The 20,342-nt window shown below is 63.6% G+C and carries 16 protein-coding genes and 1 tRNA gene; 10 read left to right on the forward strand and 7 right to left on the reverse strand.

What is annotated here, in order from left to right:
• Positions 1–107 precede the first annotated feature (107 nt).
• Together KA354_13215 and KA354_13220 are read left to right on the forward strand one after the other, a co-directional pair.
• Positions 108–2,528 carry a hypothetical protein gene (locus tag KA354_13215; protein ID MBP7935600.1) on the forward strand — a complete coding sequence of 807 codons (2,421 nt, stop codon included), beginning with the start codon at positions 108–110 and terminating at the stop codon, positions 2,526–2,528.
• Between the two features lie 246 nt (positions 2,529–2,774).
• Positions 2,775–3,566, forward strand: a complete 792-nt coding sequence (locus tag KA354_13220) for a PEP-CTERM sorting domain-containing protein (GenBank protein MBP7935601.1) — start codon at positions 2,775–2,777, stop codon at positions 3,564–3,566.
• A gap of 492 nt (positions 3,567–4,058) precedes the next feature.
• On the opposite strand, the gene KA354_13225 is transcribed toward KA354_13220, so the two are convergent.
• The 5 genes from KA354_13225 to KA354_13245 form a co-directional block, all read right to left on the reverse strand.
• A complete protein-coding gene (locus tag KA354_13225) occupies positions 4,059–5,639 on the reverse strand; it encodes a hypothetical protein (protein MBP7935602.1) in 1,581 nt (526 codons plus the stop codon).
• Between the two features lie 11 nt (positions 5,640–5,650).
• On the reverse strand, positions 5,651–6,877 hold the full coding sequence (locus tag KA354_13230) for a hypothetical protein (GenBank protein ID MBP7935603.1): 1,227 nt from the start codon (positions 6,875–6,877) through the stop codon (positions 5,651–5,653).
• An 87-nt stretch (positions 6,878–6,964) separates the two neighbouring features.
• Positions 6,965–8,209, reverse strand: coding sequence for a hypothetical protein (locus KA354_13235; GenBank protein ID MBP7935604.1), 1,245 nt, complete (start codon positions 8,207–8,209; stop codon positions 6,965–6,967).
• Positions 8,210–8,484: 275 nt separating this feature from the next.
• Entirely contained in the window at positions 8,485–8,658 is a 174-nt protein-coding gene (locus tag KA354_13240; GenBank protein MBP7935605.1) for a hypothetical protein, read from the reverse strand.
• Between the two features lie 116 nt (positions 8,659–8,774).
• Positions 8,775–8,847, reverse strand: a tRNA-Ala gene (locus KA354_13245).
• Between the two features lie 273 nt (positions 8,848–9,120).
• Between KA354_13245 and KA354_13250 the strand changes: the two genes are divergently transcribed.
• The 3 genes from KA354_13250 (at position 9,121) to KA354_13260 (ending at position 12,088) form a co-directional block, all read left to right on the forward strand.
• Positions 9,121–10,779, forward strand: coding sequence for a hypothetical protein (locus KA354_13250; protein ID MBP7935606.1), 1,659 nt, complete (start codon positions 9,121–9,123; stop codon positions 10,777–10,779).
• Positions 10,780–10,876: 97 nt separating this feature from the next.
• Complete coding sequence (locus KA354_13255; GenBank protein MBP7935607.1) at positions 10,877–11,578, forward strand: SDR family oxidoreductase; 702 nt, start codon at positions 10,877–10,879, stop codon at positions 11,576–11,578.
• A gap of 90 nt (positions 11,579–11,668) precedes the next feature.
• Positions 11,669–12,088 carry a secondary thiamine-phosphate synthase enzyme YjbQ gene (locus KA354_13260; protein MBP7935608.1) on the forward strand — a complete coding sequence of 140 codons (420 nt, stop codon included), beginning with the start codon at positions 11,669–11,671 and terminating at the stop codon, positions 12,086–12,088.
• A 164-nt stretch (positions 12,089–12,252) separates the two neighbouring features.
• Here the strand turns inward: KA354_13260 and guaA are convergent, their stop codons facing one another.
• Complete coding sequence (gene guaA / locus KA354_13265) at positions 12,253–13,800, reverse strand: glutamine-hydrolyzing GMP synthase (protein ID MBP7935609.1); 1,548 nt, start codon at positions 13,798–13,800, stop codon at positions 12,253–12,255.
• Between the two features lie 15 nt (positions 13,801–13,815).
• Here guaA and KA354_13270 point away from each other — a divergent pair, with 15 nt between their 5' ends.
• A complete protein-coding gene (locus tag KA354_13270; protein ID MBP7935610.1) occupies positions 13,816–14,871 on the forward strand; it encodes an acetyl-CoA carboxylase carboxyltransferase subunit beta in 1,056 nt (351 codons plus the stop codon).
• A 156-nt stretch (positions 14,872–15,027) separates the two neighbouring features.
• Positions 15,028–15,351 (forward strand): Hpt domain-containing protein, encoded by a 324-nt coding sequence (locus tag KA354_13275; protein MBP7935611.1) that lies wholly within the window; start codon positions 15,028–15,030, stop codon positions 15,349–15,351.
• Positions 15,352–15,400: 49 nt separating this feature from the next.
• Here the strand turns inward: KA354_13275 and KA354_13280 are convergent, their stop codons facing one another.
• Positions 15,401–16,246 carry a uracil-DNA glycosylase gene (locus tag KA354_13280; GenBank protein ID MBP7935612.1) on the reverse strand — a complete coding sequence of 282 codons (846 nt, stop codon included), beginning with the start codon at positions 16,244–16,246 and terminating at the stop codon, positions 15,401–15,403.
• Positions 16,247–16,411: 165 nt separating this feature from the next.
• Between KA354_13280 and KA354_13285 the strand changes: the two genes are divergently transcribed.
• The 3 genes from KA354_13285 to neuC all read left to right on the forward strand — a co-directional run bounded on the left by KA354_13285 (position 16,412) and on the right by neuC (position 20,222).
• A complete protein-coding gene (locus KA354_13285) occupies positions 16,412–16,720 on the forward strand; it encodes a hypothetical protein (protein MBP7935613.1) in 309 nt (102 codons plus the stop codon).
• A 347-nt stretch (positions 16,721–17,067) separates the two neighbouring features.
• On the forward strand, positions 17,068–18,924 hold the full coding sequence (locus KA354_13290; GenBank protein ID MBP7935614.1) for an N-acetylneuraminate synthase family protein: 1,857 nt from the start codon (positions 17,068–17,070) through the stop codon (positions 18,922–18,924).
• An 83-nt stretch (positions 18,925–19,007) separates the two neighbouring features.
• The gene (gene neuC / locus KA354_13295) at positions 19,008–20,222 is read left to right on the forward strand and encodes a UDP-N-acetylglucosamine 2-epimerase (hydrolyzing) (protein MBP7935615.1); all 1,215 of its coding nucleotides are present in this window, start codon (positions 19,008–19,010) and stop codon (positions 20,220–20,222) included.
• Positions 20,223–20,342: the final 120 nt, after the last annotated feature.

Below are 20,342 nucleotides of genomic sequence, written 5' to 3' on the forward strand. Positions count from 1 at the left end.
GGCGCGAGCTTCTCTCCCTGTTCGGTACACCAGGCTTCCAGGCAGATCGAGGCCGCAGGACACAGGGGCAGGTCCCAGGTCTGGCCAAGAACTCAAGGAGGAAGAAGATGACGCGGACACAATGTGCAGTCGTGGCCCTGGTGGCCTGCGTGGCCATGATGGGGCTGGTTACGCCGGCGGAGGCGGTGACGATCACCGTCGACGGTACCGTGGTGTTCGACGCGGGCGGCTTTGAGGCGGATACGCCCGGGCAGTTGCCCGGCGCGGCCGCGGTGGGAACCTGGAACGTCGGCGACAACGGTGACACGCGCTGTCGCGTGGTGGATAACGCGCCGATCGCGGGCGCTTACGAAGGTGCCCATGCCCTGAACTTCTATCGCAACGAAGGGGATTCTGCTGGCGCGACTGCCGTCATGGCCTCCGCTTCCACCGTCGGGCAGACAGTGAAGGTGACCACGATGCTCTACCTTCAGGAATTCGCCCTCCCCGGCTGGGAAACCAAGGCTCTGTCCGCTCAGTTCGGTCTCCTGGGTGGAGGTTTATACCTCCAGAATGTGCAATTCGGGGGCGGTGGCGTACTCCAGTACTATGCAGGCGGTTGGCAGAGCACAAGCCTGACCGCCTCCTTCGGTGCATGGCACCTGCTGGAAGTCGAGTACCTGACCGGTGCGGATGCCCTGACGGTGACGTTGGATGGTGGTGCTTCGGTTTCGATTCCCGCAGCCAACGTGCTGGCGAGCGTGGATAGCGTCCTATTCCAGGTCAGCAACTGGTACAACGATTGGTATCTTGACGCCGTGCCGGCGGACGTGCTGCTGAACGACACCTGCGCGAGAGCGATGGCCATCGGCGACGGGACTTACGGTGGCTCCACGGCACTGGCGACCGCCGACGGAACCGCCTCCTGCGGGACTTCCGACGGCACCGCGGATGTCTGGTACAAGGTGACACCTTTCAACTCGGGCACTCTCGCTCTGGCAACGTGCGGCTCCGAGTTTGACACCGTCCTCAGTGTCTACAGCTCGTGCGGGGGGGGTGAGATCGGGTGCAGCGACAACTGTGCCGGCTCACCGTGTGGAGGTACGGATTCCTGTTTGAGCGTGTCGGTGACCGCCGGTTCAACGTACTTCGTGCGTGTGAGCGGCGTGAGCGGAGCCAAGGGGACCTACACGTTGAGCGTCACAACGCCGCCTCCCCCCCCGCCGCCACCCAACGATTCCTGCGAGAACGCCGCGGCCATCGGCGACGGGACCGTGACGGGCTCAACGACGTGGGCCACCGGTGATGGTGACGCTTCGTGCGGCAATTCGGGAACCGCGGTCGACGTCTGGTATGCGTACACCGCGACATGCGACGGCGTGCTGTCGGCGGATACCTGCGGATCGGCGTACAACACCGTCCTCTCGGTGCACGGGGAGTGTCCAGGTACGCTCGGCAACACGCTGGCCTGCAGCGACGATTGCGCGGGGACATCCGCCTCATGCCTCCAGACACCGGTTGTATCGGGCCAAGTATACCTCATCCGCGTGGCGGGCAACGGCACGGCCAGGGGCGACTTCACCCTGCATACGTCCTGCGGGCCGGCAACGACGACGCTGGCCCTGCCGTTGGTCCAGGCATTCGAGACCGATCCGGCCGGTTCGACAGGTGGATGGGAGGTGGCGCCCAGTCTGGTCATGTCTCCGCCGCCCATCTGCTCGAGCCCGCCGCTGATCGAGGTGATCACGACGGATCCGAGCCCGGCCGGTGGCGGGACGCACAGCCTCAAGTGGTTCGAACCCGCCGGTGGAACGCGCAGCGGCGTGGGGCTTCGCTGGATGCCGCCCGCCAGCAGCACGACAGGCATCATGAAGCTGAGTTACGACTTCAAGATCGTGCAGCACACGAACCGCGGCCTCTCGTTCTGCCTGTCCGGTTTTGCCGCCGACGGCACATTGAACCTGAACGTATACGGTACCCGGTTTGATTCCACCACCGATGACGGTCTGCCGATCGGCTGGAATTGGTACTACGGCGGAGAATGGCACAACATCATACCCGTAACGGACGTGAATCAAGTGATCGGACACTGGTTCCGCTGCAGTGCAACTGTCGATGTTGGAGCACGCACGGTGGATCTCACCATGACGCCGCTCGATGACGGTGGGGTGGGCGGCCATGTCCTCGGTGAGTTCGGTGGCGGCAACCCGCTGGACATGGACATGGCCAACTACACCGGCTTCTTCGTGTTCCAGGCTAACCCCGCGGCCACCAGCGAAGTCATCTTCGACAACCTGAGGGTCGAGATCGTCGGCCAGGAGGTCTGTCATCCTGTGTGGGCGGACCACGACGGCGACAACGACGTGGACCAGGTCGACTTCGGCGCGTTTCAGGCGTGTTTCACAGGCGCGACGACCGGGCTGCTACCGGGCTGCTATTGCTTCGATCGAGACAAGAACTCGACCGTCGATCGGAGTGACTTTGCGTCATTCGAGCTGTGTGTGAGCGGGCCCAGTGTCCCGGCGGACACGGTGCTGTGCGCACCGTGAATGACGAGACTCCGTCCCCTCGGCGTGTGCCGGAAGGCCATCGGTGGCGGGCGGACGGTTAGCGTGTCCGCCACGGGAGGAGGGACACTGGGTTCCTGAAGGCGGCCTCTGGCCGAACGACCTGGGCCGCCGCAGCGGCACTCACCCGAGGAGTGCCGCAGCAAAGGAGGTGGTCGCACCAAGACGATTGATCTGTTCTGCGTGATTTGCCCGCGACTGTTGTCAGCTTTTCTGGAGGGAGACCTAATGCGATATGTGGGTCTTACGGCACTGGCCGCCATGGTTACGGGAATCATCCTGTCGCCCGCCGTGGGCACGGAGATTCTGCGAAACGACGCGGTTCTGGTTTCGGACAACTACAACACCACGGCCAGCGGAGGAAACGACACCCTCGGGGCCCAGCCATTGGCCGACGTCGGCACATGGATTGTCGATGAGGGCACTTCCGGCAACATCGTGACCGACGCCGCCATACCGGGAGTGCAGGAGGGCGACGGTTACTTGAAGCTGCTCCACGATGGCGCCGGCGGGGCTCAGCTCAAAGCCAAGTTCGATCCCATCACGGTGGTGGGCGACAAGTTCACATGGCGGTCTCGCGCCTATTTCACAGGCGGTGGGCACGACGATGACTATCAATTTGCCCTTCGCACGACCGGGACGCCGACGTCGCCCTGGTATGATGATGTCATCTTCACGACGACAATCCGGGGCGGGGTGGTCAACGCCTACGATGGAAGCAACTACGTTCCCACCGGCACCACGATCCTGACCGACCAGTGGACGACATGGGAGGTCTCATACACCCGAGGGGCCAACACATTCTCTTGGTTGGTGAACGGTGTTGGCGACACGGCAATGCCAACCATACCAGGGGCGTCGAACAAGGACATCGGGTTCGCGATGTTCTTCGGCAACTACACCTCGAGCACCGACGGCGGCTTCCCGGTCTGCCTGGACATGGTTCCGGAACCGACTTCCGCACTGCTGCTGCTCGGAGGAGTTGCCGGTCTGGCCATCCGGCGGCGGAAGACCGCCTGAACACCACGGGGTTTCGCGATGTTCTTTTGGGAGCGGCGGCGGATGCGACTCCGCCACTGCTCCTATTGTTGCGTACGGGAAGTACGTGGTTCCCGTTGAGCGTGCGCGCCTACCTAGCTTCTCGGTCCCGGAAGGCCTTCAGGGGGTGCGCTCAGGCGAAGGAGGTCGGCAGAAGCGAACGAGGCCGCTTATGGCGGACGGTTGAAGATGAACAAGCAGGCGCGACTTCAATTGTGCAACGAGCGCAGACCTCCCCATCCTGGAAGACCGTGTGGTAGGCGCAGACGTTGCCCTCCCGGGGCTGATCGTGAACGATGGTCAGTTCACGGGGGCTCGGGGAGTGCAGCCTCAGCGAAGCCCCGTTCATGCTCTCGATCCGGGCATCGTCGACGAACAGTTCGAGTTGCGATCCGATGCGCACAGGTTCGCCCGCCTGACCGCACAGAGCGATCCCGCCCGTTAGCCAGATCGTGCAGAAGCTTGAAACTCTTATTAATTCTCATTACTGTTTATCAAAGTGACCGCATACACCGTCGCACGTTCCAGGTGTAGACGAAGCATGTGCTTGCCCGCGGCCAGGTCGCCGAGTCTCCGGTCCTTCCATGCCACGGGGTGCCGGAGAGAGTCGCCCTTGACCGGAAGACAGTCGTCGCGCGAGAAGCCGCGAACGCGTTTTCCACGTTTGTCGAGCACTTCGACTCGCACGGACCCCGCGGAGGCGTCCGCATTGACCAGGATGCCGGTGTACCCCGCAAGGTCGATCGGCTTCAGCGTGACCTGGCCGACGTGCTCGAGAGGCTTCAGAAGCGTTGGCTGGTCGCTACGTTCCACAGACCGAATCCCGGCAAACCGATCGCGAGGGATCGAGGCGAAGCCGATTCCGCTCCCCAGGTTGTAGTCGTCTCCGCCGGTAGCCCCCTGCGAGTACGCCCCGTAGTAGAAACGAATCTCATCCTCAAGGACAACCGGCGTCGAACTGGTAAAGACGGACCCGCTGTCGAAGGCGCTTCCAGGCGCGCGGGCCAGCACGAAGGCGTGGCGGAAGGGACGATCCCAGCGCAGGCCGTCGCGACTCGTCGCCATCTCAATGTCGATGACCCCACCACCCTTTGCGCGATCCAGAATCTGGATGAGCGAAAAATACACATCTCCATACAGGAACACAGGGGCAGTGTGAAACTCGACCCAGGGCGAGTCGAGATCATCGGGGGTAAGAACAAGTTGCGGCGTGGACCAGTGAATGAAGTCCTTGCTTTCGGTCCGGCCCATACCGTGTTTGAAGCCCATCCCTCCGTCCGGGCCGTCAAACCACATCTTTCCGTAGATGGCGAAGACGCCACGCTTCGTGTCTTGGAAGACATCCACTGCGTCCGACATCGACAGGGGGACATCCCAATCTCGCCCGGGCTCGTCGGAATATGGCAGGACCGTGCCGTAGTTTCCGTAGAACGAGTGCAGCAGCGGCATCTCGGGGTGCTTCGTCCAATGGATGCCGTCGGGCGAAAACGCCACGTGTAGGCCCGGGTACTCCTTCCCGCTGCTCTTGCCGAAGTCGAAGAACGTCATCTTGTAACGCCTGGTGGGATCAGGGTCCGCGGGGTCGACGATGACCGAGTTGGCGTACCGGACCGACGTGCCACCGGCACCGATCAGCACGATGTTGGTCTTCCTGATATCGTTGAACGGAAAAAGGTCCAGTTCCGGCTTGGCAAAGTGAATACCGTCTCTGGATTCGGCGTAGCACACCACGCAGGCGTGCGTGCGTTGGGTAGCGCGATTGCCCGAGAACGCCTGGTACCAGAGCTGGTACAGACCGGTTTCGGGGCTCCGGTAAACGCTCATCCACGCAATGGCGACCTCCCACGGTTTGTCGCACCTGATGAGCGGGTTTGCCGGGTGCCGGGTGAACGGCTGAACCTGTCGCTTGGTCCCGGAGCGGTAAAGGACGTCCTCATCGTCGATCAGCAGGATCGTGCGGGCCAACCCGTTCGTCGACTCCTCGGCGGCTTGGGCACACAGGGCCACCCCGCAGGTCACCGCCAGAACGAACACCCCTGCCGTGCGTACGCGCATCAGTGGACTCCTCATGGAGACGGGTTGCTGATCGTGCCGATCAGGTAGAGATCCGGATGATGCCCAAAGGCCTCACTGTCGATCACCGCGCCGCCCGTTTCGCCACCTGCAAGGTAGATGTGGTCGCCGCGGACGATGGTCATTGGGGTATTGTTGTTGAGCGGCAGTGGGTCGGCGCTGCCGAAGAGGCCTGTCTGAACATCGTAGACGAACACGTCACTGAAATAGGCTCTGTCGGGATAGTGGCGGGTCGGCTTGCCATACGGGGGGCGAACCGTGCCATCGGGGTTCTCGATCCTTGGGTATTGGCAGCCACCCACGAGGATAATCCACCGGTCGCGATAGGCGATCTCACCCACGGTGAAGAAGTTGCCACTGGCGATGGGCAGATCGCGCAAGCGCGTCCATCCGTCGACCGTCGGGTCGTACATCCAGTTGTCGACAACGGTAGAGTAGCCTCCGGGCGCCAGCGAATTATCGTCGCCGCCCGCGCCGCCAAAAACGTAGATTCTGCCACCGACGACGGCCATACCAGGCGTAAAGCGTGGCGTGCCCGGGCAGTCCGCCAGCCGTCGCCATCCGGCCTTCAGATCCCGCGTATCGAGCATGAGCAGCTTCGCCCCGAGGCGCGGCTGGTGACCCGCACGGTCGGTATGTGTGTAGAATCTCTCGGAATCGTAGTCGGCGCCGCCGAAAAGATAGATCTTGGATCCGATGGCACATGTCCCGGACCAGACGGCTGGGGCGGGCAGTCCCGGTACACTCGTTTCCCAAACCCACTCATCACGTTTCTTCGAGAGCCGATAGCCATCGCGATAGGTGAACGGAGCCGTATAGTTGATGCCGCCCCAGCAGTAGAGGGTCTCATCAACGACGATTCCGGCGAGCGCCTGCCGCTCGATCCCCGGCAGGTCAGGCAGCGACACCCAACTCGCCTGAGGGTCCTTCAGGCTCAGCGCCCACCCCTTCTTCAGGAACCCGCGCGGGTACTTGCCGGGCTTGCCGGGAACCGTCTCCTTGTCTCGACCGGCGCAGAATCCACCCACCAGGATCAACTGGTCATCGATGATCCCGATCGCGCTATCCTGCAACCCCTGCGGCAGGGAGGTTCCCTTTTTCCAGGTGATCCGCAGAATCGAACGCAGCTCCGACTGCGGTTGCGTGTCGGCAGGTTTGGTCTGGGCGATCGTGGTTTGTGCCATAAAGACGAGGGCCAGGCCGACGCGGAGTAAGCTCATTGAATCCTCCTGTCCAGGGAGCCGCGACCTTGAAACCACAGCGCATCTGCGTCTGCACACATATCGCCGACAGAACCCGCCTGCGGCTCATTTCGTCTCTTGAATCGTCCCGACCAAGTACAAGTCCGGATGGTGGCCAAAAACCTCGCCTTCGATTTCACAACCGCCGGTCTCGCCGCCAATCAGGTGAATCCGACGATCTTCGACCACCGTCATGGGGAGATTGTTGTTGAGTGGCAACGGGTCCGCCGTGCCGAACTCGCCTGTTCGCGTGTCGTAGACCAGCATGTCACTGTAGTAGCTCTTGTTCTTGTAGTACTTGAAGGGCTGTCCGTAGGGATCTCGCGCGCTCCCGTCCGGATTCATGACCTTGTCGTAGGGGTTGCCCCCGACGAGCAGGATGTACCGGTCGGCGAAGACAATACGTCCACTTGGGAAGTTCCCGCTGGCGATCGGGAGGTCGCGGATTCGGCTCCATTGGCGGGAGGGCGGATCATACACCCAGTTATCTACAACGGTGCAGTAGGACTTCGTCCGATTGTCGTTCCCAGTTGCGCCGCCGATGACGTAGATCTTCCCTTTCACCGCCGTCATCGCTGCAATCCATCGGGGCGTCCCCGGACATGGGTCCAGTTCCCTCCACCCGGCCTTGAGGTCGGCGGTGTCAATGACCAGGAGCCGAGTCCCCTGACGTTTCACCGAGCCTGTTCGATCGGTGGACGTGAAGAAGGTGCCGTCATTGACGTCGGCGTCGTAGTCGCAGCCTCCACAAACGTAGATTCTCGTGCCGACGGCGCAGACCCCGCTCGAGGCAGCCGGCGAAGGAAGGTCGGGCAGGGAATCCCATACCCATTTGCCAGCACGCAGGGAAAGACGATACCCGTCCTTGTAGCAGTAAGGCTTCGTATAGCTGAAGCCGCCCCACCCATAGAGTGTCTCATCCACCACAATGGCGAACAACTCCTGCCTCGGCTCGCCCGGGAAATCCGGCAAGGGCTGCCAGCCTCGACTTGACTCTGCGAGGCTGAGCCCCCAGACCTTCTTCAGGAAACCGCGTGGGTACACGGTGTCCTTGCCGGGCACCCCCTTTTGTCCGCTACAAAACCCCCCGACCGTGACCAGCATGCGGCCAACGATCCCTCCATCGCTGTCCTGGAAACCCTGGGGCAGGTCGGGGCCTTTCTTCCAGGCGATCTTCAGCATCGGTCGCAGCGATTCCTGCGGCTGCGGCCCCGGGAAGGGCGGAATCGGGTCGGCGCACCATCCCTCCGTTGCCCCACATCCAATCAGGGCAACGCAAGCCAAGCCGTGCAGCAGTCTATGGGAGGCCATGCACATCTCCTTTGGTCCTGGGGCAACGCGTCTCCTCGTCGATGTACACATCAACTCCTTCCTAGGGGAAAGTCGAGATTGTCGTACCGGCCCAGAACGGACCCCAAGGCCGTAGTGGGCCGCTATCCAGTCAGCGATCGAGCACAGTCTCGGAACATGCTGCAGCCGCGATTACAGATCACGTCAGGGCCGGATCCATCTGACCTTGGGGGTGAGGGGCACCCCCGCTGCCGAGTTCCCGCCAACTCGCATCGCCGTGCCGCTCCAGTGTGTGTTCAGTACCCACTTGTTGCCAACCACTCGGCAATCAGCCGCTCGTATTCTCGGCGGCTGTCGGTCGAACCGTGCGGGCCAAGGTAAAAGTCCCTGCCGTTCAAGCGGACCACTGCCAGCCCGCTCGGTTTGTGCAGACGATACCCGGGGATTTTGGGGGGCTTCACGCTGGGCATCTTGCAGCTCCTGGAAGTCCAAATGTGGTCATTACCACACTCATCAGCTTCCCGAGCCGCACTGCCGCACGCCGGCAGGAACGCTAAATCAAGCGTTCGGCTGGACTTACAGTGAATGGAGGCGAAGGGATTCGAACCCTCGACCTTCGCATTGCGAACGCGACGCTCTCCCAGCTGAGCTACGCCCCCAAGCCGAGTGCATAATCTATCGGCCAATGGGCGGTCTGGCAAGAGCCCCGGAGTGTTCTGCAGGCACGATTTGACCCTTCCCCCCTTGCGTCGGTATGTTCCGAGGGCATGACCGTGCTTCGGATTCGACACCCTATTGGCCCGGCGGCCCTGATCCGGATGGCCGTGGTTGTCGGCGCATGGGGGATAGTCGCTCTGGGGGCTGCCTGCGGCCCGGGGTCGGGAGGGGCAGGCGGCCCGTACTCCCCGGCTTTTCCCCCAACGATCGACCGGATGATGAAAGCCTACCCGGACCTGGCCAGTCGGAAGTTTCAGATCCTGGCCGACTTTGAGGACCCTGCTCAGGCAAGTCTGTTCCGACGGGAAATGGATGGCCAATCGGAAGCCATGACCGTCTCCACCGAGCGGGCTCAGCAGAGCACGGGTGTCGGTTCGCTGAAGATGCCGCTGCTCGGCTCGACGCAGCGGGTATGCGCCGCCGACCTTCCTGACCGTCAGTGGTCTTTGTACCGCGATTGGTCGAAGTACCACCTGCTTCTGTTCAGCGTGTTCAGCCCGCGCGACTTGGGCGGCTTCACCTTCGGCGTCACCAGCGGCACTGACAAGCGTCTGACTTACCGCCACCCGCGCATCTTCCTGCACCCCGGATGGAACCTGATTCGGATTGACATGGCCGACCTTGGTGACCACATCAACCTGGCTGACGTTCGCGAGATGCAGTTCTGGTGCGACCCGCTGGATACACCGACCGATCTCTATCTGGATGATCTGCTGCTGGTGGACAACAGGCGGCAGATCTTCGGTCCGACCGACCCGGGGCCGGGGGATCTGTACGTCGGCACGAAGGGTCGCCGCCTGGTGGTCGGAGCGGGCGAGCGGTTCGAGCTGGTTCTTTCTCGCGGGCGGGTCGTTCAGTGGTTCGATCTCGGCAGAGATCCCACTCGACTTCACAACCTGATCGGACCGGGGGCGCTGGGACCCACGCCGGTGGTGGTTTTCGGTGACGCCGATGCTTCGGTGCGGATCGACGACCCGGGGCAATGGTCGGCATTAGGCCCGGCGATCGATTCGCATCAGACCCTTGTCGAGGTCTGCCCGCTTCGGGCGGTGCTCCAGGGCGAGTGGCGGTTCGGTCAACCGGACGCCCCGGCTACCGAGAACGGCCCGGTTCACCGCTGGACCTACTCGGTCTATCGTGACGGCCGCGTGTACATGGCCTGTTCAGGTACTGCGCGTACCCCGGGTTTTCAGCCGGCGGGGCTGGGCATCGTTTTCGGTTGCGATCGCGAGCAGGGGTTCACCCGGCGGGTGATCGAAGGCTGGAGCGGTGAAGAGTCTCCTCCGATCGGGCGTGAAACCTACGCTCTTTTCAGCCGAGCGGAGAGAGGGCAGGCGGACCTGCTGGTCGTTCCCGCGCGCCCGCTGGTTGTCCGGGCGCCCCAGGCACCGCGCGACCCTCGATTGTCGGTGCTGTGGCGGCTTCCGTCAAACGGCGACCAATTCACGTTCAGCTGCCTGATGAGGGTCTGGCCGCCCGATCTTGACTCTCCCGAACAAGCCGGACCGGTGGCCTCGGACTACTGCCACCCCCTGCCGATCACCCTCGACGCCGGCCAGTTGGTTCGCACCGACGAAGGTGACGACAACAAGGACGGTTTCAGCGAGGGCCATGGCTACTACGTCGTGCAGCTTGACGGGAACGTCGCCAAGGTCCGGCTCAAGGGCAAGGAGCACCTGCGCTTTTCGCCACTGTTCAAGCTGGCTGACACCAGCAGCCGGGATGTGTGGGTCTACATCGACGGCCGGGAGCTGAAGGAGCTGCATCGCGACCAGAGCGGCGACGTCCTCTTCGCGATACCGGGTGTGGTTTCCGACGAGGTGCTCGTCGAGGTCACCTCGACTCTGCGTGAGGCGACGAGGACGAAGTCGTAGGGTGACTTCGGGGCCTTGAATGGGCACTTGGTCTTCTCGTCGATTGATGAGTTGCCCTTTCGATGCCGGCGGCGGCCGGATTCAGGAGGAGGCTTCGGTGTCCCTTCGCGGCAAGGTGTGTATTGTGACGGGCGCGGGTCGAGGGATCGGCCGTGCGATCACGTTGCGGCTGGCCCGCCAAGGCGCGAACATCCTGATGGTTGCCCGGACGCAGAGCGATTTGGCCGAGACCGCCAGACTGGCGACGGATCACCCTTGTCGCTGCATCGTACATGAAGCCGACGTCACCCAGTCCGGACAAGTGGATGCCCTTGTCGCCCACTGTGAGCGAGCGTTTGGCTCCATCGACGTCCTGGTGAACAACGCCGGTATCGCCCCGCTGGCGAGCATCGAGAACACGACCGACGACATGTTGGCCACCGCGCTCGCGGTGAATGTGAGCGCGGTGGTCTATGCTTGCCGGGCGGCCTGGACGGCTCTCTCGCGGTCGCAGGGCACGATTATCAACCTCTCGAGCATGGCGGCCACCGATCCGTTTCCCGGCTTTGCCGTCTACGGGGCGACGAAGGCGTGGGTCAACGTCTTCACCCAGGCCCTGGCCGGCGAGGGAAAGAAGGTCGGTATCAAGGTCTTTGCGGTGGGACCTGGAGCGGTCGAAACGGAGCTGTTGCGGAAGAACTTCCCAGGATTCCCTGCCGCGCAGACGCTGCAGCCCGACGACATTGCGGGAGCGGTGGAGTGGCTGCTGGATGATCGCTGCAGGCACATGACCGGACAGACTCTTTATGTCAAGAAGTGAGGAGCCGCGATCAGCGATCGGTTCTCTGTTGCTTCCCGTCGGTGTCATACGACTGGTCGCTGACCGCCCTCCTGCAACGGAGGCCTCAAGATGAAATCCTACCGCAAGGAACTCTGGCTCAAGACTGCGAACCGCCGGGACTACATCAACATCACCTCGGAGATCGAGGACGCGGTGCAGGAAAGCGGCGTCCGCGAGGGACTGGCGCTGGTCAACGCGATGCACATCACCGCCAGCGTCTACATCAACGATGCGGAGACCGGTCTGCTGGCCGACTATGACGATTGGCTCGAGAGGCTCGCTCCGCACGAGCCGACCTCCCAGTACCGGCACAACGCCACCGGTGAGGACAACGGAGACGCCCATCTCAAGCGGCAGGTCATGGGCCGCGAGGTTGTCGTCGCGATCACCGACGGCAAGTTGGACTTCGGGCCGTGGGAGCAGATCTACTATGCCGAGTTTGACGGCGGACGAAAGAAGCGCGTCCTGGTCAAGATCATCGGGGAGTAACGGCGGACTCAAGGCGTTCGCCGTGGTGCGGCCTGATGTCGTTGAACGGCTGAAGGATCCGGAATGCCCGGTGGAGACAGGAGAACGCACGACGAATCGCTGTTGCCGTGATCGGCACAGCCGGCAGACTGGTCGCTCAACACCGACTACCGACCGAGGCCTCGTCACTCCCACTCGATTGTGGCGGGCGGCTTGCTCGACACGTCGTAGACCACGCGGTTCACGCCAGGCACCTCGTTCATGATGCGGCTGGAGATGCGGGCCAGAACCTCATGGTCCATCCGCACCCAATCGGCGGTCATGAAGTCGGTCGTTTCGACGAAACGCAGGGCCACCAAGTGCTGTCCCTCGTAGCTCCGCCCGTCGCCCATGACGCCGACGGTGCTGACCGGCACGAGGGCGGCGAAGGCCTGCCCGATCTTGCGGTACCAATCGGCCGCCCGGATTTCTTCGATGACGATGTCGTCAACCTCCTGGAGGAGGGCGACGCGTTGGGCGGTGACTTCGCCCATGATCCGGACTGCCAGGCCGGGGCCCGGGAACGGATGCCGCCACACGATCTCGTCGGGCAGTCCGAGGTGCTCGCCTGCCCGCCTGACCTCATCCTTGAACAGTTCGCGAAGCGGCTCGATCAACTCGAAGCCGAGGTCTTTGGGCAGGCCGCCCACGTTGTGGTGCAGCTTGATGTTGGCCGCATGGCCGCTGTATCCCTGTCCGGACTCGATGACATCGGGATAGAGCGTCCCCTGGGCCAGGAACCGGGCATTGGGGATGGCCTTCGCCTGGGCGCTGAACACCCTGATGAACTCGTGTCCGATCCGTCGTCGCTTCTCCTGCGGCTCGATCACGCCGGCCAGCTGAGCCAGGAAGCTCTCCGCGGCGTTGACCACGCGCAGGTCGATCTTGAAATGGTCACGGAAAGTCGATTCAACCAGTGCAACCTCGTTCTTGCGCAGCACGCCGTTGTCGACGAAGATGCAGACCAACCGGTCTCCGATCGCCTCATTCAACATGGCGGCGGTGACACTGCTATCCACGCCGCCGGACAGGCCGCAGATTACCCGGTCGCTGGGAGTGACCCGCTGGCGAATGGCCGATATCGTTTCGGTCAGGAAATTGCCGACCTCCCATAGCCCCTTGCATCCGCAGATCTCATACACGAAGTTGCGGAGAATCTGGCCCCCGCAGGGCGTGTGAGTGACCTCGGGGTGGAATTGCACGCCGAAGATCGGGCGGGTTCTGTGCCGAACGGCGGCGATCGGACAGCTGGGTGTTTTGGCGAGCGGGACGAAGTCCTTGGGGAGGATCTGGACCATGTCGCCGTGGCTCATCCAGACATTGGTGCGGGCGGGGATGTTCGCCATGAGGCTACTGGGATCGACGACATCGAGCCGAACGCGGCCGTACTCCCGGGCCGGGGCGGCATCGACCTTGGCGCCCAGGAGGCGGCAGCTCGCCTGCATCCCGTAGCAGATGCCCAGCACCGGCAGTCCCATTTCCAGAAGCGCGGCGTCACACTGCGGGGCACCCTCGTGATACACGCTGGCGGGACCGCCGGAGAAGATCAGCCCGACGGCGTTCATCGCTCGCAGCTCGGCGGGGGTGATGGCCGGTGACACCAAGGTGCTGAAGACGCGGTTCTCTCGCACTCGCCGGGCGATGAGTTGCGCGTACTGGCCACCGAAGTCGAGAATGGCGACGGTCTCTTTCATGGGGGAATTATAAACATGGCCCGGCGAACTCCGCCAGCCAGGACGACAGCCGGTGCCGCGGCGCCGAGCTTGGTCTCGTCACGGTCCTTGGTTGACCCTGAGGGGGGTTCGGAGATAATAGCCGGCGTCTCGTGGCCGGGTGCCGGCGTGCCCGAGGGTCGCCGTGCATGCAGAGGGCGGTCGCTCCCTGGAACGAGGCAGGTGGAGACCCGAACGTTGGCAGGCGAGCAACCGACCACGACTCCGAGCAGCAGCTCCTCGACCGGGCCGCAGGACCGGGTGGACGTTCCGAAGGGGATGTGGAGCCAGTGTCCTTCCTGCCAGGCGACGGTGTACCAGAAGGCTTTGGAGGAATCGCTGCACGTTTGTCCGGAGTGCGGCTACCACCATCGCATTTCCGCCCGCACCCGGATTCAGCAGCTGGTCGATCCTGACACGTTCGAGGAATTCCTGAGGGACCTGGTCTCGACCAACCCGCTCAACTTCAAGGATCGCATCGGGTACAGGGACCGGCTTCGTGAGGTTCAGGCCAAGACCGGCGAGCCGGAGGCGGTCATTGTCGGTCGGGCCTTCATTCGCGGCCGGCCGGTCGTTCTGGCGGCCATGGACCCCTTCTTCATCATGGCCTCGATGGGAGCCGTGGTTGGCGAGAAGATCACCTCGGCCATCGAGCGAGCGGCCGACGAGAACATCCCGTTTGTGATCGTGACCGCCTCGGGCGGGGCTCGGATGCAGGAAGGCATGGTATCCCTGGTTCAGATGGCCAAGACTTCGGCGGCCGTCGCCCGACTGGACGATGCCGGTGGCCTTTACATCGTGGTCATGTCGGACCCCACCACGGCGGGGGTAGCCGCCAGCTTTGCCTCGCTGGGCGACATTCACATCGCGGAACCGGGGGCGATGATCGGCTTTGCCGGGCCGCGTGTGATCGAGAACACGATCAAAGCCCTGCTGCCCGAAGGCTTCCAGTCCGCGGAGTTCATGCTCGAGCACGGCTTCATTGATCTCATCGTCGAGCGACGGAACCTGCGCACGGAGATTGCGCGTATCATTGACTACTCCGGAAAGTAGCGTCCGATAAGCCGGCCCCCCCAGCGGTCGAATCTGAGACCTTGCCGCGCATAGCTCAGCAGGGATCCGTTCTGATCCGATATCACCAGAGAGACGCGGTACGGAACGAGGTGCGAGCGAACTCGCCACCGGTCGACCCGCGAGAAGGGAGCGACTATGTCCTCGTCAGATCAGCCTGAGATTTTCAGCACGCTGGGCAACGATCCCGACATGGTGGAGCTGATCCAGGAGTTCGTCAACGCCCTGCCTGAGCGGGTCAAGTCGATCGAGGCGGCGATGAACGCGAACGATCTTGAGACTCTCCGGCGTCTCGCCCACCAACTCAAAGGCGCCAGCGGCGGCTACGGATTCGAGCTACTCGGCCAAGCCGCAGCGTCGCTGGAACAGTCCGCCAAAGCGGCCAGTTCGGTGAACCAGGTCACCGGGCAGGTTCAGGAATTCGTCTCACTCTGCCAGCGAGCCAAAGTCGCTCCAGCCTGAGCCAAGACCGCCTTTTTGCCTACGAGCCTGCGACGAGTCCGGGCAGCGATCATGCGGGTATCGGCAAACCCAGGAGGGCCATGACCTGCTTCAGGTCGCTCCACGCCTTGCCCTTCTCCGATGGATCCCTCAGGAGATAGGCAGGGTGAAAGGTAGGCATGAGCGGCGTAGGCTTGCCAGCCATGGGCATTCCCGAGATGTGGTAGTCGTGGAACTGGCCGCGTAGCCGCCCGATGCTTTCCGTGGTTCGGAGGAGGGTCTGGCTGGCGGGTTTGCCGAGGGCCACGATCACCTCCGGTTGGATGATCTGGAGTTGTCGGTCCAGGAAAGGCCAGCAGGCGGCTATTTCGTCGAGCGCCGGTGTTCGGTTCTCGGGCGGCCGGCACTTCAGCGTATTGCAGATGAAAACGTCGTCGCGGCTCAGTCCCATCGCTTCGATCATCCTGCTGAGCAGCTGGCCGGCCTTGCCCACGAAGGCCAGACCCTGGAGGTCCTCGTCACGTCCCGGAGCCTCGCCGACGAACACCAGCCGGGCGGCTGGATGACCCTGGCCGAAGACGGTCTTGGTCCGGGTGCGGCACAGATGGCATTTGGTGCAGGGCTTCACTTCCTGCTCATCCAGTTGGCGAAGGGCCTCCCGCCGTTGGGCGATCTCATTCTCGGAGAGGGCAGCCTGCCGTCGGAGTTCCGGAGGTACGCCCTGGGGGCAGGCCGCCGAGGGGCGCTGAACCGCTCCATGGGTGGTTAATGACGATATGCCGTCGGCGGGGTGTTGCGGTTGAGGCGGAGTCGCTGGCGGGCTTCTCCGAGATGGCGCCGGCACCGACAACGGCACGGCGCGGACGCCGAGGAGGAGGTCGGTTTCCAGGTGGCGGACCAGCGAGCCGCGGAGCATGTCATCGGAAACGTCCTTCACGCCGTGGGTTTAACCGACCGGGGGTGGGACGTCAACCTGTTGCCGGCGCTGCCATTGAAGAGGACGATTGGTATAATACAGGGCTTGTCCGTTGGTTGGCCCGGAGATCGGGGAGCATGTGTGCCGAGGAGGTTGTGATTCGCGATGGCGATTGACCCAAGCAAGAATCTAGCGGCAGGTACCAAGGTGCGGGTGGTTGCGCCGATGGAGGTACCCGAATGGTCGGAGTGGGATGACGACAAGGGACGTTGCTCCACGCCGGTAAAGAAACGGCTGCAGTCCATGTTCTTCAAAGGGGAACAGAAGGTTGCCGCGGAGATTGTCTACATCGCTCGTGAGACCGAACGCGACGAGCTTCGCCGCCTCGGGCGTGTCAAGGTCCGCCTTCGCGACCCCAGCGGTTCCACGGTGGTGGTGACGGCCGAGAGCGCCAAGCTCACCAAAGCGCGATAGCGGGCGTGAGCTGGGCCCAACGGCCAACACGTTGCCGCCCTACCTCGTGGTGTCCCGGGTGTATTCCTGATGTGGGTGACGCCCGGGCTGGCAGGCATTTCGAAGTTGTTCAGCGGCTGATCCGAGGCCGGGCACGGGGCGTGCTGGCCCAGTGGGACGGCCACCTCGCCGGGCAACAGACCGCGGTTCTGGTCTCGCCGGAAGCGGCCGTTGCCCAGGGCCTGCGTCATCTCCCTGAGAGGCGGTGAGGCGCGCCCCGCTGGTTTCAGACAATTCCCGAGCGACCGTCGAGCAAGCGTCGCAAATCCCGTTCAAGCCGCGCGCACCGCTGAGCCGATCTATTCTCAATGAACACCCTCACGGTCATCATGGCCAGGGCGGGGAGCAAGGGTTTGCCCGACAAGTGCTGCCTTCCGCTCTGCGGTCGCCCGGTGATCGCCTACACCATCGGTCATGCCCAGAGGAGCCGGCGGGGCGGAACCATTGTCCTGACCACCGACTCAGTGCGTGCCCAAGCGATCGGGCGCTCAATGGGGATCGAGCTGGTGAACCGGCCCCCAGAACTGGCCGTGGACACTGCCCGGGTCGACGATGTCGTCCGAGACGCGGTTGAGCAGTACGAGCGCCGGTCGGGCTGCAGGGTTGATGTCGTGGTCATCCTGTACGGCAATATTCCCATCCGCGCCGACGGCATCATCGACCGGTGTGTCGATCACCTGGTTCAGACCGGATGTGATTCGGTGCGAACCGTCGCCCCTGTATCCAAGCAGCATCCCGACTGGCTCCACCGCCTGAACGGGGATCGGATGGAGCAATTCAGAGTCAACAGCATCCACCGCCGCCAGGACCTTGAACCGGTCTACTATCACGACGGTGCGGTGATTGCAGTCACCCGGGCCTCGCTCTTCAATCCGCAGACGCGGAGTGACCCGCACGGCTTCTTCGGGCGCGACCGACGCGCCGTCGTGCAGCGGGCGGAAGATTCCGTAGACATCGATACAGCCATGGATTTCTATCAGGCCGAGGCGATGGTTCGTGTCCGGGGCGAGATCGGGCCCGAGCGGGCGATCGAAGCTGACATGATGACCACGAGTGCCCCGTGGTCTCCGATCTGTGAAGTGAGTGCTGGACACCTGGCCTGCCCGGCGTTCAGGATTGGCGGCACCCTGGTCGGGGCGCCCCGTTCCGCCTTCGTCATTGCAGAGGCTGGCGTCAACCACGATGGGGACATTCAAGCGGCCCGGGAGTTGGTCGCCGCGGCGGCCGAGGCCGGCGCCGACGCGGTCAAGTTCCAGGTGTTCGCCGCCCACCGCCTGGTTACGCGGACTTCGCCGGCGGCCGATTACCAGCAGCGGGCGGGTGGAGGCTGCGTCCAGTACGAGATGCTTGAACGTCTGGAGTTGCGGCATGACGAGTTCGAGGAATTGGCCGCGTTGGCCCGCAGGTCGGGCATTCAGTTTCTGGCCACGCCGTTTTCTGTTCCGGATCTGGATTTCCTCGTTTCCCTCGGCGTGCCGGCTCTGAAGTTGGCCTCCACCGACATTGTCAATGGCCCCCTATTGGACGCGGCGGCGGCCTCTGGACTACCGATTCTAGCCTCGACCGGAGCGGCGGACCTCCATGAGGTCTTGGCCGCGGTGGAGCGACTTCGCCGGGGTGAAGCCGGTCCACTCGCCCTGCTGCATTGTATCAGCAGCTACCCCGCCGATCCGGGCGAGGCCAATTTGGCAGCGATTGGCACACTGGCGAGAGAGTTCAACTGCATCAGCGGCTTCAGCGACCACACCGAGTCGCTGACCATTGGTGGACTGGCTGTGGCTGCCGGGGCCAAGGTCATCGAGAAGCACATGACTCTCGATCGCAGGCGGTCCGGACCGGATCACTCCTTCTCTCTCGAACCGAAGGCCATGGCCGAGTATACCCGGTCCGTTCGTGATGCCGCCCGCGTCCTTGGCGAAGGGCAGCTCGAGCCGACGGCGACCCAGCGAGAGGTGCGCCGGGTATCGCGAGCCAGCGTTGTGGCCGCCCGGGACATCGCCACGGGCGAGGTCCTCGCTCGGACGATGCTGACGACCAAGCGCCCGGGTGATGGGATATCTCCCATGAGTATTGACAGCCTGGTTGGGCGACGGGTGCTGCGACCGGTTCCTGCGGACCACCTCATCACCTGGGACATCCTCGAACGGTCCACTGTTGCCGTATGACTGCCATCGCCGCCAAAGGACCATCCCGAGCGCGTCACACCTCCTCGGCGAGACACGGCGGTGCCGCTCTCGATAGGAATGACTTGACTGAAGCCGCCGAGTTTCGGGGGTGCCGGGGCACTGCTGGAGCCCGCGGGCTTCGCCGCGTAGCGGTCATCACGGGTACGCGGGCCGAGTTCGGCCTGTTGGAGACGGTTCTGCGAGCGATAAAAGCCCGCAAGCGTCCTGAGGTCAGGCTGATCGTGACCGGGATGCACCTGCTGCCAAAATTCGGCCGAACCATCGATCACATCCGCCGTGCAGGCTGGCGTATAGACGCGACCGTGCCCATGCAGACTGGCCGCGACGATGCCGCGGGCGAGGCTCAGGCTGTGGGCCGCGGGGTGGGTGGCATTGCCCGAGCCCTCGATTGCCTGCGTTGTGATTCGGTCCTCGTTTTGGGTGACCGGATCGAGGCTTTCGCCGGGGCCTGTGCGGCGGCCTGCTCGAGACGAATCCTGGTCCACATTCACGGAGGGGATCGTGCAGCGGGGGATGTGGACGATGCCTTGCGCAACGCCATCAGTCGGATGGCCCACGTCCACCTGGTCGCATCGCAGCAGGCCGCCGACCGCCTCTGCCGGATGGGCGAACAGCCCTTCCGCATCTACCGTGTCGGGGCGCCGGGGCTAGACGACATCCGCCTGTTTCGCCAGACGGATCGACGTGACCGCCGGCCGGCCGACAGGCGTGTCGCCGCCCTACTGGGCCCGATCGCGGCCGACTCTTACGCCCTGGTTGCGTTGCACCCTCGTGGCCGACCAGCCCGAACCGAGGCGGTCACCGCCCAGCGTCTGGCTGCTGCCGTGGAGGCATACGGTCTTGCGGGCATTGCCGTTTACCCCAACAGTGACCCGGGCCACGAGGGGATTCTCGAGGTGCTGGCCGCCGTCGCGGATCGCCCCTGGTGGCGTGTTTTCCCTTCGCTGACACGCGACGACTACATTCGGGTGGCGTCCCGAGCGACCGTTTTGGTCGGCAACTCGTCGAGCGGCATCATCGAATCGGCGAGCCTGGGACTGACGGCCGTCGATATCGGACCTCGCCAGAACGGTCGCCTGGCCTGCGGCCCCGGCGTGATCCACTGTGGTGAATCGCTGGCGGACATAAGCCGCGGCATCCGCCTCGCGGTGAGCCGCCGAAAGCCTGCGGCTGGATGCTCTGTCTACGGCGACGGGCGTGCGGGGCTACGCATTGCCCGAATCCTCTCGCGTCTGATAATCTCGCCTGTGCTGGCCCGCAAGGAACTGGTGTACTAGTCGACGGCCGTGGGCGGACAGTGTTCGCACCCCCCCGCTGCTCGACCGCCTCGCCCGTACCGGGCAATTCGACGTGTGCTTTAGCTAAATATGGGGCATCGGAGGGTCGATCCATAGCAC

The sequence above is a fragment of the Phycisphaerae bacterium genome, assembly GCA_018003015.1.
GTDB lineage: Bacteria > Planctomycetota > Phycisphaerae > UBA1845 > PWPN01 > JAGNEZ01.

What these genes read in the sequence shown, in the direction of transcription:
- KA354_13290 (MBP7935614.1), top strand. Translation starts at nt 17,068, where the DNA reads ATGAACACCCTCACGGTCATCATGGCCAGGGCGGGGAGCAAGGGTTTG.
- KA354_13240 (MBP7935605.1), bottom strand. Translation starts at nt 8,658, where the DNA reads ATGCCCAGCGTGAAGCCCCCCAAAATCCCCGGGTATCGTCTGCACAAA.
- KA354_13220 (MBP7935601.1), top strand. Translation starts at nt 2,775, where the DNA reads ATGCGATATGTGGGTCTTACGGCACTGGCCGCCATGGTTACGGGAATC.
- KA354_13275 (MBP7935611.1), top strand. Translation starts at nt 15,028, where the DNA reads ATGTCCTCGTCAGATCAGCCTGAGATTTTCAGCACGCTGGGCAACGAT.
- guaA (MBP7935609.1), bottom strand. Translation starts at nt 13,800, where the DNA reads ATGAAAGAGACCGTCGCCATTCTCGACTTCGGTGGCCAGTACGCGCAA.
- KA354_13235 (MBP7935604.1), bottom strand. Translation starts at nt 8,209, where the DNA reads ATGGCCTCCCATAGACTGCTGCACGGCTTGGCTTGCGTTGCCCTGATT.
- KA354_13250 (MBP7935606.1), top strand. Translation starts at nt 9,121, where the DNA reads ATGATGAAAGCCTACCCGGACCTGGCCAGTCGGAAGTTTCAGATCCTG.
- KA354_13215 (MBP7935600.1), top strand. Translation starts at nt 108, where the DNA reads ATGACGCGGACACAATGTGCAGTCGTGGCCCTGGTGGCCTGCGTGGCC.
- KA354_13280 (MBP7935612.1), bottom strand. Translation starts at nt 16,246, where the DNA reads ATGCTCCGCGGCTCGCTGGTCCGCCACCTGGAAACCGACCTCCTCCTC.
- KA354_13230 (MBP7935603.1), bottom strand. Translation starts at nt 6,877, where the DNA reads ATGAGCTTACTCCGCGTCGGCCTGGCCCTCGTCTTTATGGCACAAACC.
- KA354_13285 (MBP7935613.1), top strand. Translation starts at nt 16,412, where the DNA reads ATGGCGATTGACCCAAGCAAGAATCTAGCGGCAGGTACCAAGGTGCGG.
- KA354_13225 (MBP7935602.1), bottom strand. Translation starts at nt 5,639, where the DNA reads ATGCGCGTACGCACGGCAGGGGTGTTCGTTCTGGCGGTGACCTGCGGG.
- KA354_13270 (MBP7935610.1), top strand. Translation starts at nt 13,816, where the DNA reads ATGGCCCGGCGAACTCCGCCAGCCAGGACGACAGCCGGTGCCGCGGCG.
- KA354_13260 (MBP7935608.1), top strand. Translation starts at nt 11,669, where the DNA reads ATGAAATCCTACCGCAAGGAACTCTGGCTCAAGACTGCGAACCGCCGG.